Genomic DNA, 15,911 nt, shown 5'->3' with positions numbered 1-15,911 from the left:
CTAGAATGAACACTCTGAAGAAATATGTTGGCGCGCCCCTCGTGGGCGCGCTTGCGCTTCTGGGCCTTGGGGGCCAGGGCGCATTCGCAGCCGGGAACGAACCCACCGTCAAACCGTGGGGCGTTGAACTCGGCTATATCGATAACAGCATCAAACCCGGTGCGGACTTTTTCGCCCATGCCAATAACGGCTGGCTGAAATCTGACAAGATTCCGGCCGACCGCTCCTACTCCGGCGTCAATCTGGAGCTTGATCTTGGTAACGAAGCCAAGCTCAAAAGCATTCTGCAGGCACTGATCGAGAAGAAAAATCCTACTGCAGAAGAACGCAAACTGCGTGATCTGTATGTCGGCTATCTTGATACCAAGACAATAGATGCCGCTGGGTTAAAACCCATTGCCGCCAACCTGAAGCGCATTGCCGCAGCCAAAACCCACGAGCAGATCGCTGCATTGATTGCCGAACCCGGTATGCCGCTGGATGGTCCCTTTGGTCTGTACATCGGCACGGATAACAAGCACCCCGACAGTTATTCAGTGAACCTGTCCCAGGCAGGTCTCGGGCTTGCTGACCGTGATTATTATTTGCGCGACGATAGAGAATTCGTCGAGATCCGCGCCGCCTATAAGGTCTATCTGGCTAAGATGCTGACACTGGCCGGTATCAAGCAGGCCGACGCTAAAGCCGATGCCATCTTAAAGCTTGAAACCGAAATTGCGCGTGAGAGCTGGGCGGCGGACGAACGGCGCGACGATGACCGCACCTATAACCCGATGCCGCTCTCAGCACTGAAAAGCTTTGCCCCGGACTTTCCGTGGGCGGCCTATTTCGCCGCCAGCCGCATCCCGCTCAAAAAGGGTGCCGCCGAACGCACCGTTATTGTAGCGGAAAAATCTGCCTTCCCGAAACTGGCTAAGGTGTTCGCCGCAACACCGGTTGCGGTGTGGCGCGATTACTTAAGCGTGCGCCTGCTGCAGGGCTACGCGGCCTATCTGCCGTCTGCGATCGATCAGACCGTATTCGATTTCTATGGCAAGGTCATTCAGGGCAAAACCGCTCAGCTGCCGCGGGAAACCCGTGCCATGGCAATGGTCGACGGGGCGATGGGCGAAGCGCTCGGCAAGCTTTATGTTGCGCAGTACTTCCCGCCGGACGCCAAGGTCAAGGCTAAAGCGCTGGTCGACAATCTGCTCAAAGCCTATGCGGCAGACATTAAAACGCTCGACTGGATGAGCCCGCAAACCCGTGCCAAGGCGCTGGATAAACTCGGGGCCTTCACACCCAAGATCGGCTATCCCGATGTGTGGCGGGATTACAGCGCACTCGACATTCACCCAGGCGATCTGGTTGGCAACACACGTCGTGTCAGCCAGTTCGAATGGAACCGTGAACTGGCTCGCCTCGACAAGCCGGTCGACCGCGCAGAATGGGGCATGACGCCGCCGACCAATAATGCCTACTACAACCCGACTATGAACGAGATTGTCTTCCCCGCAGGCATTCTACAGCCGCCCTATTTTGATCCGGCGGCGGATGATGCGGTGAACTATGGCGAGATCGGTGCCACCATTGGCCACGAAATCAGTCATGGTTTCGACGATCAGGGTAGCAAATATGACGGTGCTGGCGTGATGCGCGACTGGTGGACGACAGAAGATCGCAAGAACTTCGGCGCTCGCACCACCGCGCTGGCCAAGCAATATGATGCATACGAACCTCTGCCCGGCATTCACATCAACGGTAAGTTGACGCTGGGTGAAAACATCGCCGATCTGGCCGGGCTGGTGATTGCCTATCAGGCCTATCATATTGCGCTGGGCGGAAAACCCGCACCGGTGCTGAATGGTCTGACCGGCGATCAGCGTTTCTACATCGCCTATGCCCAAAGCTGGCGGGAACAGTGGCGCGATGGCCGCCTGCGCCAGTCGCTGCTGTCGAACCCGCACAGCCCATCGAAATACCGCGTCAACGCCGTCGTGCGCAACGATGACGCCTGGTATAAGGCGTTCGATATCAAAGCGGACGATGCGCTGTATCTGCCACCCGATCAGCGCGTCAAACTGTGGTAAAAGAAAAAGGCGGCCAATGGCCGCCTTTTTTTATTGCATCAGAGAACAGCCTTTAGCAATGGAATACGCCGCAATACAAAGTGGCTTAAAGCCAGCGTGATAAGAACAGCCAGCACCGCTGTGATAGCGAACGCCACCAGGCCACCAAGCCCCGTCGGTTCAAGGATCAGCGAAAGACTGACCAGAACCGGGGCGTGAAACATGTAGATGGCAAAGCTGTTATCGGCCAGCAGGCGCGAAACCGAACCGCCGGTGTAGATCCGCTGCCGGAAGAACACGATCAACCCGGCGCAGACACAAACCGCAAAGATCTGTTCCCACAGACTGATGGCAAGGCTTTGCCAGGTCAGACCACCGTTATACGCTGCCATAGCACCGGCAAAGGCACCGCCGCCAAAAATCAATACCAGCCACACGATGGGGCTAAGCATCAGCGCCCATTTGAGCAATGCCCCGCCACGGGCAGCCGGGAAAGTTTTCAGCCAGCCGCCACGGAATGCCAGAATTCCGACGATAAACAAAACCACATACTGACTGAAATATCCGAACTGCATATTGTGCCAGTTGGTACCGAGCGGGAACTTCAGACGCACGACAAAGCTTAAAAGCCCTATCAGAGCGCCGGTGATAAGAATGACCAGAACAGACGGGGCTTTCGGCGCACAATGACACCGGGGTAAAACATGCCGCGCCAGCGCGTAAAGAACCGAAAAAACAAACAGCACCACCACGAACCACATCGGCCCGGTACCATCAGCAAAATCGCCATGCACGATATAATAGCGATAAGAGGCGATAAAACTTTCATGGTGCCAGTGCAGCAGAAAATGGCCCATCATGTCGTGGATCAGAAAAACATAGATCAGCGCCGGGACCATCAGACGCAAAAAGCGATCGCCAAGAAATCGCCCAAAGCCCTTGCGATCATAGGCACCGGGGGTGAAGTATCCGGCGAGCAGAAACAGCAGCCCCATGAAGAAGGCCTGCAGATGAGACTGAAACAGACCAAAGATCAGTTTCTCGATCATCCCCGGTTCGGTCGGTGCATTGTAATACCAACTGCCGAAATGGCTGTAAGTGACGGCGGCATGCATCGCCACCACCAGAAATATCAGTGTCGAGCGCACATTATCGATATAGCTTAAGCGTGGCATGGCCAACTTCCTTAAAATGGGCTCCATTAAAACGGGATGTCCATAGTGTTACGCCAAACCAACTTCCGTTTTCCAGCATACTTGCTAACAATGTATCGGCCATTCCATCAACGGCCGACCGCGAGCCCCGCCATGCGCCCAGTTTTTATTGCTTTTGCACTTTTAGCCTGCCTTGGTACGGGCTGGGCGGACGAGCACCCCGAACGCGAATTCACCGAATGTGCAGACTGTTCGGTCATGGTGGCGATACCGGCAGGCAGCTTTGCCATGGGCAGCCCGGCATCGGAACCCGGTCGGTTTGACAATGAAGGCCCCCAGCACAAGGTAACAGTTAAGGCCTTTGCGCTGGCCAAATACCCGGTGACTGTGGAGCAGTATCTGAAATTCTTACAGGAAACCGGCTACCACCCCGCCCCCTGCAACGGCTTGCTCAACATGGGCTGGAAACCGGACCCCGGGGCAGAGCCCTATGCACCGTTTCTGGTACTGCCGCGGCGCTGGCCCGCCATGTGCCTCGACTGGAAAGACGCTCATGCCTATATCACGTGGCTCAACGGCAAACTGAAGTCCGCCCGCCCGGGGGTAAAAAACCTCTACCGGCTGCCAAGTGAGGCCGAATGGGAATATGCCGCGCGCGCCGCTACCAACACCGCCCGCTGGTGGGGTGAAGCGCTTGGAAAGAACAAGGCCAACTGCAATGGCTGCGGTAGCCCGTGGGATAATCAGGAACTCGCCGATGTCGATGCCTTCGCCGCCAATGGCTTCGGACTCTATGGTATGCTTGGCAATGTCTGGCAGTGGACGGAAGATTGTTGGCACAAATCCTATGTCGCCGCCCCCACCAATGGCGCGGTCTGGGACGACAAGGCAGGGGGCACGCCCTGCCCGCGTCACGTCTTGCGCGGTGGGGCATGGGATAACCTGCCGGTCTTCGTACGCAGCGCCGCCCGGGTCCCCGGCAGCGCCGATGGCGGCGAATATGATTATTCCACCCTGGCCGGATTCCGGCTGGCCAGGAGCCTGCCATAAAAAGCCCCTTCAGTGCTGAGCGTCGCGTGGATTCAGGTCGATGGTGAAGTGCATTTCTGCCGGATACTCGCCCGAGGGCAGCAGCAGTGGGGACGCCAGCACAGCTGCATTACGCGCCGAAATCGCAATATCGCGATAGAGCAACCCGGCATCAGAGGAGCCATCCGCAGGCCCGCCGATGACTTCGGCCTGGGTAATCGCACCGCTGCGCTTCATCGTCACTTTTAAGTGCACAATCAGGGTACGCCCGCCGAGCTTGGCCAGATTGAGGCTCCAGCGCCTGAGGATCTGAGAGCGGACATAATCGCGAATGCTGTAAGAGAATCCGCCACTTCCCGCGCCCTGACTTTCTTCCGCCGTGCCGGTGCCGTTATCGAGCGGTACATTCTGATTGGGCTGTTTAAGCCGCGCCAGCGCCTTGAGCCTGGCATCCAGTGCATCTTCCGGCGTGCGGATACCCTGTGGCGAGATCGCATGGTTGGTTGGGCTGGCGGCTTCCGCCTTGGGCGTGTGAGGGGCGGCCAGCCGGGCCGGCCCGGCCGGACCTGCTGGGGCGCTGGTATTCTGACCCAGCAGCACCAGATCAACCGGCACAAAGGGCGGTGACGGCCAAAGTCTGGTCGGGTGACGCACCATCACCACCAACAGCACAAACAGCAGCAGTCCATGCAGCACAAGCGATCCGACGGCGCCAAAGCGCATCTCGCCCCGTATCGACAGGCTGTGGCAATCGCGATCCATTGTCCGGCTCAACTGGTTAAGCCAGTGCACTATCGGCCAGCAGGACCGCAGGCGTCAAAACATATTGAGGGCGACGCGGGCCTCATCGCTCATCCGTTCAGGTGTCCAGGGCGGATCGAAGGTCATGTTCACCGTCACCTCGCCAACGCCATCGACCATCTTTACCGCGTTTTCGACCATGATCGGCATTTCACCGGCCACCGGGCAGCCCGGTGCGGTCAGCGTCATATCGACGATGATGTCACGGGTTTCGGAAATATCGATGAGATAGATCAGGCCCAACTCGTAGATATCAACCGGGATTTCCGGATCATAAACGGTTTTCAGCGACGCGATGACGGCGTTGGTAAAAGCCTCGTCCACGGCGGAGCTGACGGCAGCCTGAACTTGGCCCAGTTCGCCCTCACCTACATCTTCGCCCGCAGTTGGCACTGACGGGGCTGCCACATCCGTGGTCGGCAGCTCGGCCGGTTCACGCGGCACAAAATTATCTGTCGCCTGCACCGAAGAATCTGACGACGTGGAATCCGACGAGGTGGAAGCCATCGTACTGAAAGTTTGTTCGCTCATTTAGCCACCCTTTCCGTCCAGGGCTGATTTCATCGTGTGCCAGGCCAGCGTGGCGCATTTGACCCGCATGGGAAAGGCCGACACGCCCGCCATGACCGCCAGGGTTTCTTCATCATCCTCGGACAACCCTGCAGCACCTTCACCCTTAACCATATGGACAAAACTTTCCATCAGGGTTTCGGCTTCGGCAACCGTACGGCCCATCACCATATCGGTCATCAGCGAGGCCGAAGCCTGAGAGATGGCGCAGCCCTTACCCTCGAAGGAAATGCCGGAGATTTTTCCAGCTTCATCGACCTTGAGATAGATTTTTACCTTATCGCCGCACAAGGGGTTGAAGCCTTCACAGGAATGGGTGGCATCGTCCAGCGCGCCGAAATGCCGTGGATGGCGCGAATGGTCGAGAATGGTTTCCTGATAAAGCTCCCGCAAACCTTCATCCATTATCCAAACAACTCCTTGGCTTTGTGCAAGGACGCAACGAAACGCTCGACATCCTGCCGTGTATTGTAAAGCGCAAAGGAGGCCCGCGTCGTCGAGGCCACCCCAAAGCGCGCCATCAAAGGCTGGGCGCAATGATGCCCGGCACGCACCGCCACCCCTTCGCGGTCAAGAATGGTGGCCATGTCGTGGGCGTGGATACCATCGGCTTCAAAGGCGATCAGCGCACCTTTACCCGGTGCCGTGCCGATCACCCGCACCCATTTTAATTCATCCAGCAGCGTCATCGCATAGCTGAGCAATTCGCCTTCATACGCCTTGAGCGCCACCCGGTCGAAACCGGACAGATATTCCAACGCCACGCCCAGACCGTGGGCTTCCAGGATCGGTGGCGTCCCGGCTTCAAACCGCGCCGGTGCGTCGGCATAGGTGATGCGATCCTGTGTGACCTCGCCGATCATTTCACCGCCACCCTCGAACGGACGCATGGCTGCGAGAAATTTTTCCTTGGCATAAAGCGCGCCGATACCGGTGGGGCCATAAAGCTTGTGCCCGGTGATGGCATAGAAATCGACATCCATGTCCTGCACATCGACCACTTCATGCACGGCGGCCTGACTACCATCGGCCAGCACCGGAACACCATGGGCATGGGCGCGCGCCACGATCGCTTTGAGCGGTGTTACCGTGCCCAGCACATTCGACATATGGCTGATGGCGACCAGCTTGGTTTTCGGACCAATTGCCGCTTCCACCGCATCGGCACTGAGCGAGCCATCATCGGCCACATCAACCCATTTGAGCACCGCGCCATTGCGTTCGCGCAGGAAATGCCACGGCACGATATTGGAATGGTGCTCCATCACCGACAGCACAATCTCGTCACCGGGCTGAATGCGCGGCGCAAGATAGGAGTAGCTCACCAGATTGATCGCCTGGGTGCTGCCTTTGGTGAAAATGATTTCACTGTCGCGTTTGGCATTGAGGAAACGCCGTACCCGCTCACGTGCGGTTTCATAGGCTGCCGTCGAGGTCGCCGATAGATAATGCACACCGCGATGCACGTTGGAATAACCGGTGGTGGCCAGTTCCTGCATGGCGTCCAGCACAACGCGTGGCTTCTGCGCCGACGCACCGTTATCGAGATAGGTCAGCGGCCCGCCGTAAACCGGGTGGCTGAGAATGGGGAAATCATCAATCGGGGGAACAAATGCTGTCACGCTACTGTCTCCATCGCCCGCGGCAGGGCCGCTTCGACTGCCTGTTCAATATCGGCCCGCACCCTGTCGTTGGCAATCGGTTCGACGGCTTCGGCCAGAAAGGCACGGATCAGCATATCCCGCGCCTCGGTTTCGCTGAGCCCCCGACTGCGTAAGTAGAACAGCGCATCAGCATCAAGATCACCGATCGCCGCGCCATGGGCACATTTGACATCATCGGCAAAAATCAGCAATTCCGGCTTCAAATCCGCCTCGGCCCGATCGGACAGTAAAATGGCCCGTGCGGTCTGCCGGCTGTCGGTGCCATCAGCACCTTTTTGTACGCTGATGCGGCCCTGATAGACCGCGCGCGCCTTGCCCCCGGCGATATATTTAAACAGCTGATTGCTGCGGCCGGCGGCTTTATGCTCGATATGGGTGGTGACATCGGCATGATCGCTGCCACCCAGCACCGAGACGCCGGAAATATTGACTTCCGCTTCGGGCTCGTCCAGCAGCACATGCACATCGGTGCGCGAAGCCTTGGCACCGAAATTGGCATAATGGCCGGTAAAACGCGCCCCACGCTTTAGCAGCACCTCGACATTTTCGTAGGTCACTGCCTTGGGGGCCGGCTCATTCAAGCGCCAGTGAGCGATTTCTGCGCCGGGACAGGCTAGAAATTCGATCCCGACATTGCGCAGCGACACCGTATCCCCCAACGCAGTTTCTGCCAGATGCAAACTGGCATCGGTTTCAACCAGCACCAAGGCGCGTAAGGCACCATCCCCGGAAATCTGTACACTGACGGTACCGGCACGCACCCCGGCCGCCACCCGCAAGGCAAAGCCAGCGCGGATAAAACCCAGTGACGCCTTGGCCAGCGCCGAATCTGCACCCAGCACACCAAAATGATGCGCCACCCAATCGGGCACCGGATCATGGGCCAGATCAAACAGTTCAACACCATCGGGCAAATCGCCAATCTGCCAGCTTGCCGGGGCCGCAGCCTTAACCACTTCCGGCGTCAGAATGCGTTTGAGATCGGTATATTTCCAGTCTTCGACACGACGGTGCGGCAGCCCTTGGGCATCAAAACCTTCAACCGCAGCGGCGCGCCGCTCGCCCACCGTCGTTACCGTACTCATGCCACACCTTTAAGCACGTCGGCATAACCGGTATCTTCCAGCTCCTTGGCCAGTTCCGGCCCGCCATGCTTGACGATGCGCCCCTTGGCCAGCACATGCACATGGGTCGGCACAATGTAATCCAGGAGGCGCTGATAATGGGTGATGACCAGCGTGCTGCGATCCGGTCCGCGCTGGGCGTTGACGCCTTCGGCCAACATTTTCAGTGCATCAATATCAAGGCCCGAATCAAGTTCGTCGAGAATGGCGAATTTCGGTTCAAGCAGCGCCATTTGCAACACTTCAATGCGCTTCTTTTCACCGCCCGAGAAACCGACATTCAGCGCCCGCTTCAGCATATCTTCCGGGACATTGAGCGCCTTGGCATGTTTGCGCACCAGCCTGAGCGTCGACAATGCATCAAGCTCGCTATCACCACGGGCGCGGCGCTGGGCATTCAGTGCGGCTTTCAGAAAGGTCATGGTGGTGACGCCCGGAATCTCGACCGGCATCTGCATCGCCAGGAACAAACCGGCAGCGGCACGCTCCTCGGTCTTCATTGCCAGCAGATCGTGACCGTTATAAGTGATCGATCCTTCGGTAACCTCGTAGCCCGCCCGCCCGGTCAGCACATAGGACAGCGTCGATTTACCCGAACCGTTCGGCCCCATGATGGCATGGACTTCACCGTCGCCGATTTCCAGCGTCAGCCCGTTGAGGATTTCCTTGCCGTCTACGGTGGCATGCACGTTTTCGATCTTAAGCATTATCCCACACTACCTTCCAGGCTGATGCCAACCAGTTTCTGCGCCTCGACGGCGAATTCCATCGGCAATTGCTGCAGCACTTCCTTGCAGAAGCCATTGACGATCAGGGCAACGGCTTCATCTTGCGAGATGCCGCGCTGCAGGCAATAGAACAATTGGTCTTCGGCGATTTTAGACGTCGTCGCTTCATGTTCAATCCGCGCAGTCGGATTGCGATTTTCAATATAGGGCACGGTGTGCGCGCCACATTCCTTGCCGATCAGCAGCGAGTCACACTGGGTATAGTTGCGCGCCTTGTCTGCCTTGGGGTGAATACTGACCAGACCGCGATAGGTGTTTTGCGACCGCCCGGCACTGATTCCCTTGGAGATGATGCGCGAGCGCGAATTCTTGCCCAGATGGATCATCTTGGTGCCGGTATCGGCCTGCTGGCAATTATTGGTCACCGCAACCGAGAAGAACTCGCCCACCGTATCATCGCCGCGCAGGATACAGCTGGGATATTTCCAGGTAATGGCCGAGCCGGTTTCAACCTGTGTCCACGAAATTTTGGAACGATCACCCCGGCAGTCGCCGCGCTTGGTGACGAAGTTGTAAATACCGCCCTTGCCGTTCTCGTCGCCGGGATACCAGTTCTGCACAGTGGAATATTTGATTTCGGCATCAGCCAGCGCAATGAGCTCGACCACCGCGGCGTGCAACTGATTTTCATCGCGCATCGGCGCGGTGCAGCCTTCGAGATAGGAGACGTAGGACGCCTCCTCGGCAATAATCAGTGTACGTTCAAACTGACCGGATTTGGAGGCGTTGATCCGAAAGTATGTCGACAGCTCCATCGGACAGCGTACGCCCTTGGGGATGTAGACAAACGAGCCATCGGAAAACACCGCCGCATTCAGCGCCGAGAAGAAATTATCCCCCACCGGCACGACAGAGCCGAGATATTTTTTTACCAGATCGGGATAGTCACGAATCGCCTCGGAGATCGGGCAGAAGATCACCCCGGATTTTTTCAGCGTCTCTTTAAAGGTGGTGGCGACCGAAACCGAATCGAACACCGCATCAACGGCCACGCCAGCCAGCGCCATTTGCTCCGACAGCGGGATACCGAGCTTGTTGTAGGTCTCGATCAGCTTGGGGTCGACCTCGTCCATACTGCCGAGCTTTTCGATGACCTTGGGCGCAGCGAAATAGGTCGAATCCTGATAATCAATCGGCGGATAGTGCACGCGGGCCCAATTGGGTTCCTTCATCTCGCGCCACTTACGAAAGGCCGCCAGACGCCACTCAAGCATCCATTCCGGCTCACGCTTCTTCATCGAGATGAAACGCACCGTATCTTCGTTCAAACCATTTGGTGCGGTTTCGGTGTCGATATCCGTCACAAAACCGTATTTGTACTTTTCGTTTAAACCGGCCAGATCGTTTACATCGGCCACAGCCTGATCATCCGTCATATCTGCCTCATGCAGCAGCGCGCCCGGGCAAAGCCCGTACGCGCTGCCAGAAACTGGAAAGTCCCGCTAAGGCCGCTTCGCCATCCGCGGGGCGGGAATTCCAGCCAAAGCTTATCCGCAGCACACATCGTGCCAAATCTTCCGGAACACCCATCGCCGTCAAAACATGCGAGGTTTTTACCTTGCCCGAGGAGCACGCCGCCCCGCGCGACAGGCAAACACCGTCTAAATCCAGCGCCATCAACGCATTTTCGGCCGCCATACCCGGTACGGCGAACAAACAGGTATTCCACAGCCGCGGAACAGTTTCGGAGAAAATCACCACTTCGGAACATGCCGCACGTAGGGCCTGTTCAAAATCATCCCGCACTGTGATGTTTGCGACATTGGCCCATTCAGCTGCCGCCAGACGCGCTGCCGCACCGAATCCAGCCAGTGCGACTAGATTTTCGCTGCCTGCGCGGCGCGACATTTCCTGACCACCACCACGAATAAGTGGGGCAAAGGGCACATCCTTGCCCAGCACCAGCGCACCGGTCCCCATCGGTCCGCCAATCTTATGACCACCGACGGTGAGATAATCGACCGACGGCAGCGCCATCTTGCCGACCGCCGCCACCGCATCCGAGAAGATCAGCCCGCCAGCGTCGTGCGCCATGCGGGCCGCATCGGTCACGGGCTGAAGCGCGCCGGTTTCATTGTTGGCAGTCATCAGCGCCACCAGCGCCCGCCCACCTGTGGATAACAGACTGCGCAAAGCCTCCAGATCGGCCACACCATCGCGGGTTACCGGCAGGATTTGAAGACCGATACCGTGCTTTTCGGCCACCAATGCCGCATTAGCGCGCACCGCATCATGCTCGATGGCGGAAACAATCAGCCTTGTGATTGACGAATCAGCCAGCACCGCACCCCACAGAACCAGTGCATCGGCCTCCGTTCCGCCCGCGGTAAAAATCACCTCGGCGGGGTTGGCCCCGACCAGGGCCGCCACATCAGCGCGGGCGGCTTCCAGCACGGCGCGTGCCTCACGCCCGGCGCGATGCACCGAAGACGGGTTACCGGCCAGCTCGCAGGCGGCTGCCATGGCCCGCTTAGCCTCGGGCCGGAGCGGCGAGGCAGCGTTGTGATCCAGATAAATCATAAGACGCCAGCCTGTCAGGCCGCGATGCTATCGGACGGAACCTCCGTCTCCTCGCCGGCCGCTTCGGAACGCATGAGCTTCTTCTCAACCACATCGGCCAGGGTGACACCGGACAGATATTTGTGAATCTGATAGCCAAGCTCTTCCCACAGATCGTGGGTGATGCAGCGCCCACCGCTCATGCTGCAGCCTTTGGCGCTGCCCAGCTTGCAACGGGTCGCTTCGATCGGCTCGTCTACCGCCACGATAATGTCGGAAACCCGAATATCGGTACCGGGCCGGCTCAAACGATACCCGCCGCCGGGGCCGCGCACGCTCGATACCAGACCGCCGCGCCGCAATTTGGCGAAGAGCTGTTCGAGGTAGGACAGGGAAATTTCTTGCCGCTCGGCGATATCTGCCAGCGAAACGGGACGCAGCGCCGCTTCATGCGAGGCCAGATCCGCCATCGCCATGACTGCATACCGCCCTTTGGTACTCAATCTCATCTGCTTCTCCTTGCGCCGCAAGCGTTTTACTTGCCTTTTAGGGGGCCGCTTGGTGTAGATATACCGACGCCATCCATTTTGCGGTGGTCCAGTAGGATATAGGTTTACCAAGTGAGCAGGTCAAGTATTCTTGAGGGCACAGGCCGCAGAATTATGACAACGGCTTGTTTTCCTGGGGATTTGTTCCACAATAGCGGCAGTAGTGCCGGGCCAAAATGCCTGGGCTCTGCTTGGTTTTGGTCACGCACCGCCGTTAAGACCTGTAACGCTACACGATAAGGCCGCTGGCCCAAAACACAAGCAGGCAAAGCGCCAGCCGGCAACCGGGAATATATCGCCTAAATCTAATACACCGCAGACAGTAGAAATTTCGCTCACCAGTTCGAAGGATCTTCGCAGCATGCCAGACATCGTCCTTCCCGGACCCGCCGGCCGGATTGAAACCCGCTATCTCAAACAGAAAGCCCCCGGCGCGCCGATGGCGCTGATCCTGCATTCGCATCCGCAGTTCGGCGGCAATATGAATAACCCGCTGGTCTATGACCTGTTTCACATGTTCCATGGCATGGGCTGCACCACGGTGCGCTTTAATTTCCGTGGCGTCGGTCGCAGCCAGGGCTCCTTCGATGCCGGCGCAGGCGAGCTGTCGGACGCCGCCGCCGTACTCGACTGGATGAACACACTCTACCCCAACCCGTCCTTTGTCTGGGTGTGCGGCATTTCCTTCGGGGCCTGGATCGGCATGCAGCTTTTGATGCGCCGGCCCGAAATCACCGGCTTTGTTTCGATTGCGCCGCTGGCCAGCATGTACGACTTTGCCTTCCTGGCACCCTGCCCGGCATCGGGCCTGTTCGTCCATGGCACGCGCGACATGGTGGTGCCGGAACCGGATGTGCAGAAGCTGGTCGACCGCCTGACCCAGCAGAAGGGCATCAAGATCTCGTACGAAAAGATCGAAGGCGCCAACCACTTCTTTGACGGCTACGAATCCGATGTCGTGGACGAGGTCAAGGAATACACCTCCTATCGCATGGCCCACCCGGAAGGGCGGTAGACGTTTATTTACGCCCAGGCGTAGCTTAAGCCTTACGGCCTTGTCCCCAAACGGGAGCAAGGCCGTTTTGCTTAGCGGGGCCGAAACAGCCGCCCGCCGGTTTGGGGTGCGGCCACCCCGGTGGTGCCGGGCAGGCTGAGCGCCAGCCCCCGCATCGAACGGGCCGCCAAAAAGGCAAAAGCCTCGGCCTCCAACGCATCGCCACGCCAGCCGAAATCCTCGGCCGGAAGGGCTGGCCCGGACAGCCGCGCCAGCAGCTCCTGCATCAGCACCGGGTTATGCCGTCCGCCGCCACAGATGATCCACACGGTTGGTGGGGTGGGAAAATGCCGCGCCGACGCCGCAATCGCCGACGCAGTAAACGCCGTCAGCGTCGCCGCCCCGTCACCCGCCGACAGACCGGCCACCCTATCAGCCGTAAAATCAAACCGGTCCAAAGACTTAGGTGGAACCCGGTCAAAGAACGGATGCGCCAACATCTGCCCCAGCACCACGGTATCCACCCCCCCGGACGCCGCCAGCGCCCCGTCTTTATCCACCGGCTGACCAGTATGGCGCTTGGCCCAGTCGTCAATCGGGGCATTACCGGGGCCGGTATCAAAGGCCAGAATCGTGTCGCCGACATAGGTAACGTTGGCCACCCCGCCGATATTGACCACCGCCACCGGCGGCGTCAGATCCCGGCAGGATTGCACCAAAGCGGCATGATACAGCGGGACCAGTGGCGCGCCCTCGCCCCCCGCCGCCACATCGGCGCTACGGAAGTCTGCCACCACACTGATTCCTGTGGCATCGGCCAGCCCCTGCCCGTCGCCGATCTGCCAGGTGCGCCGCTCGGCGGGACGGTGCAGCACGGTCTGGCCGTGAAAGCCGATCAGAGCGACGTCGGCCGGAGAAAGTCCGGCTTTTTCGAGCAAATCCGCCACTGCGGCGGCATGGGTATCGGTTAACCGCTTTTCAGCCTCGGCAATCGCCGGTGTTGCCACATTAGCCCTGGTTTGGGCGGCCTCGGCCAGCGCGCGGCGTAAACAGGCCCGCATGGCATCGTCATAGCCATGGGTCAGCGCAGCCCCGGCATACCCCACCCGGACACCGTCGGTTTGCAACAGGGCGGCATCAACACCATCCAGCGAAGTGCCGCTCATCAAGCCAATGACGTTTTGCATCACTTCCATTCGTGCTATGAGCCCCGCCTGTTTTAACCCCAAGAGGTATATCATGACCAATGCGCCCCAGTTCCGCTCGGAATTTCTACAAACCGTGACGGCCCGTGGTGCGTATTACGCCGCCACCAACCCGGAGGCGCTCGACGCGCTCTATTTACAGAAAACCCCGGTGCCGGCCTATATTGGTTTTGATTGTACTGCCCAATCGCTCCATATCGGCAGCCTGGTCCAGATCATGACGCTACGCCGCCTGCAACAGGCCGGTCACAAGCCGATTGTGCTGATGGGCGGGGGCACCACCCGCATCGGCGATCCGTCGGGCAAGGACGAAGCGCGCAAACTGCTGACCGACGAGACCATTGCCGAAAACAAGCGCGGCATTTTCAAGGTGTTTGAACGTTTCCTGAAATTCGGCGACGGCCCGACCGACGCCGTAATGATGGATAACGCCGACTGGCTGTGCAGCCTGCAATATATCGATTTCCTGCGCGATGTCGGCCGCCACTTCTCGGTCAACCAGATGCTGACCCGCGAATCCGTCAAGCTGCGACTCGAGCGCGATCAGCCCTTAAGCTTCCTCGAATTCAATTACATGATCCTGCAGGCCTATGACTTCGTCGAGCTGTACAAGCGCACCGGCTGCCGCTTGCAATGTGGCGGTTCGGATCAGTGGGGTAATATTGTTTCGGGTACCGACCTTGGCCGCCGCCTGCAGGGGGCCGAACTGTTCGGCCTGACGTCGCCGCTTCTGACCACCGCATCAGGCGCCAAGATGGGCAAGTCTGCGGCCGGGGCGGTGTGGATGAACGAGGATATGTTGTCCAGCTATGACTACTGGCAGTACTGGCGCAACACCGAAGATGCCGATGTCGGCCGCTTCCTGCGCCTGTTCACCGAGCTTTCGGAAACCGAAATCCTTCGTCTGGAATCGCTTGAAGGGGCCGAACTGAACGAGGCCAAGAAAATCCTCGCCACAGAAACGACCGCACTGGCCCATGGCCGCACCGCCGCAGAAACTGCCGCCGAAACCGCCCGCAAAACCTTTGAACAAGGTACACTGGCGGAAAACCTGCCCACGGTGGAAATCGCAGCCAGCGAACTGGATGGCATGCCGGTTACCACTTTGGCACAGAGGGCCGGTCTGACCACCTCGACCAGCGAGGCGCGCCGACTGATTCAAGGCGGCGGCTTGCGCATCAACGACAAAGCCGTCAGCGATGTCAAAGCCCAGCTCAGCCTCGGTACGGATCTGATCGATGGTGTGATCAAACTGTCGGCGGGCAAGAAGAAACATATTCTGGTCAAACCGCAATAAGCATGGCCAGGACCGGGGCCGGAACAATTCCCCCCCCCCCCCGCGTAGCATACCAAAACAGGGGCTGGCACATTGTGTCGGCCCCTGTTTTCGTTTGCTTTTCATCTGCGGTAGGGAAGTGTACTGTATATATCTCGCGTAGTGATCCGGGGGAGAGCCGCCACCATTTTGAGCAGTCCAGCTTTAAGCT

Annotated in this window: 15 protein-coding genes; 4 read left to right on the top strand and 11 right to left on the bottom strand. The window is 58.7% G+C overall.

What is annotated here, in order from left to right:
• Nucleotides 1-5: 5 nt before the first annotated feature.
• Nucleotides 6-2,069, top strand: a complete 2,064-nt coding sequence (locus tag ACZ5RI_RS03385; protein ID WP_464514701.1) for a M13 family metallopeptidase — start codon at nt 6-8, stop codon at nt 2,067-2,069.
• Nucleotides 2,070-2,107: 38 nt separating this feature from the next.
• Here ACZ5RI_RS03385 and ACZ5RI_RS03380 read toward each other — a convergent pair whose 3' ends face one another.
• Nucleotides 2,108-3,223: an acyltransferase family protein gene (locus ACZ5RI_RS03380; protein ID WP_464514700.1), complete on the bottom strand. Its 1,116-nt coding sequence runs from the start codon at nt 3,221-3,223 to the stop codon at nt 2,108-2,110.
• 132 nt (nt 3,224-3,355) lie between these two features.
• Between ACZ5RI_RS03380 and ACZ5RI_RS03375 the strand changes: the two genes are divergently transcribed.
• Complete coding sequence (locus tag ACZ5RI_RS03375) at nt 3,356-4,252, top strand: formylglycine-generating enzyme family protein (protein ID WP_464514699.1); 897 nt, start codon at nt 3,356-3,358, stop codon at nt 4,250-4,252.
• A 9-nt stretch (nt 4,253-4,261) separates the two neighbouring features.
• Here ACZ5RI_RS03375 and ACZ5RI_RS03370 read toward each other — a convergent pair whose 3' ends face one another.
• The 9 genes from ACZ5RI_RS03370 to ACZ5RI_RS03330 all read right to left on the bottom strand — a co-directional run bounded on the left by ACZ5RI_RS03370 (nt 4,262) and on the right by ACZ5RI_RS03330 (nt 12,186).
• Nucleotides 4,262-4,993, bottom strand: coding sequence for a hypothetical protein (locus tag ACZ5RI_RS03370; protein WP_464514698.1), 732 nt, complete (start codon nt 4,991-4,993; stop codon nt 4,262-4,264).
• 54 nt (nt 4,994-5,047) lie between these two features.
• Nucleotides 5,048-5,389, bottom strand: coding sequence for an SUF system Fe-S cluster assembly protein (locus ACZ5RI_RS03365; RefSeq protein ID WP_464515539.1), 342 nt, complete (start codon nt 5,387-5,389; stop codon nt 5,048-5,050).
• Nucleotides 5,390-5,563: 174 nt separating this feature from the next.
• Nucleotides 5,564-6,007, bottom strand: coding sequence for a Fe-S cluster assembly sulfur transfer protein SufU (sufU, locus tag ACZ5RI_RS03360; RefSeq protein ID WP_464514697.1), 444 nt, complete (start codon nt 6,005-6,007; stop codon nt 5,564-5,566).
• Nucleotides 6,007-7,224 (bottom strand): cysteine desulfurase, encoded by a 1,218-nt coding sequence (locus ACZ5RI_RS03355; RefSeq protein ID WP_464514696.1) that lies wholly within the window; start codon nt 7,222-7,224, stop codon nt 6,007-6,009. The genes sufU and ACZ5RI_RS03355 overlap by 1 nt, the downstream gene beginning before the upstream one ends.
• Complete coding sequence (locus ACZ5RI_RS03350; protein ID WP_464514695.1) at nt 7,221-8,351, bottom strand: SufB/SufD family protein; 1,131 nt, start codon at nt 8,349-8,351, stop codon at nt 7,221-7,223. The genes ACZ5RI_RS03355 and ACZ5RI_RS03350 overlap by 4 nt, the downstream gene beginning before the upstream one ends.
• Nucleotides 8,348-9,097, bottom strand: coding sequence for a Fe-S cluster assembly ATPase SufC (gene sufC, locus ACZ5RI_RS03345; protein ID WP_464514694.1), 750 nt, complete (start codon nt 9,095-9,097; stop codon nt 8,348-8,350). The genes ACZ5RI_RS03350 and sufC overlap by 4 nt, the downstream gene beginning before the upstream one ends.
• Nucleotides 9,097-10,554 (bottom strand): Fe-S cluster assembly protein SufB, encoded by a 1,458-nt coding sequence (sufB, locus tag ACZ5RI_RS03340; protein WP_464514693.1) that lies wholly within the window; start codon nt 10,552-10,554, stop codon nt 9,097-9,099. The genes sufC and sufB overlap by 1 nt, the downstream gene beginning before the upstream one ends.
• Nucleotides 10,555-10,561: 7 nt before the next feature.
• Nucleotides 10,562-11,698: a cysteine desulfurase family protein gene (locus ACZ5RI_RS03335; RefSeq protein ID WP_464514692.1), complete on the bottom strand. Its 1,137-nt coding sequence runs from the start codon at nt 11,696-11,698 to the stop codon at nt 10,562-10,564.
• Nucleotides 11,699-11,712: 14 nt separating this feature from the next.
• Nucleotides 11,713-12,186 carry an Rrf2 family transcriptional regulator gene (locus ACZ5RI_RS03330; RefSeq protein WP_464514691.1) on the bottom strand — a complete coding sequence of 158 codons (474 nt, stop codon included), beginning with the start codon at nt 12,184-12,186 and terminating at the stop codon, nt 11,713-11,715.
• 400 nt (nt 12,187-12,586) lie between these two features.
• On the opposite strand from ACZ5RI_RS03330, the gene ACZ5RI_RS03325 reads away from it, so the two are divergent.
• Complete coding sequence (locus ACZ5RI_RS03325; RefSeq protein ID WP_464514690.1) at nt 12,587-13,240, top strand: alpha/beta hydrolase; 654 nt, start codon at nt 12,587-12,589, stop codon at nt 13,238-13,240.
• Between the two features lie 71 nt (nt 13,241-13,311).
• Here the strand turns inward: ACZ5RI_RS03325 and ACZ5RI_RS03320 are convergent, their stop codons facing one another.
• The gene (locus ACZ5RI_RS03320) at nt 13,312-14,406 is read right to left on the bottom strand and encodes an anhydro-N-acetylmuramic acid kinase (protein ID WP_464514689.1); all 1,095 of its coding nucleotides are present in this window, start codon (nt 14,404-14,406) and stop codon (nt 13,312-13,314) included.
• Nucleotides 14,407-14,458: 52 nt separating this feature from the next.
• On the opposite strand from ACZ5RI_RS03320, the gene tyrS reads away from it, so the two are divergent.
• A complete protein-coding gene (tyrS, locus tag ACZ5RI_RS03315) occupies nt 14,459-15,721 on the top strand; it encodes a tyrosine--tRNA ligase (protein ID WP_464514688.1) in 1,263 nt (420 codons plus the stop codon).
• Nucleotides 15,722-15,911: the final 190 nt, after the last annotated feature.

The sequence above is a fragment of the Micropepsis pineolensis genome (genome assembly GCF_055392125.1).
This window is presented reverse-complemented; position numbering and strand designations above follow the sequence as displayed.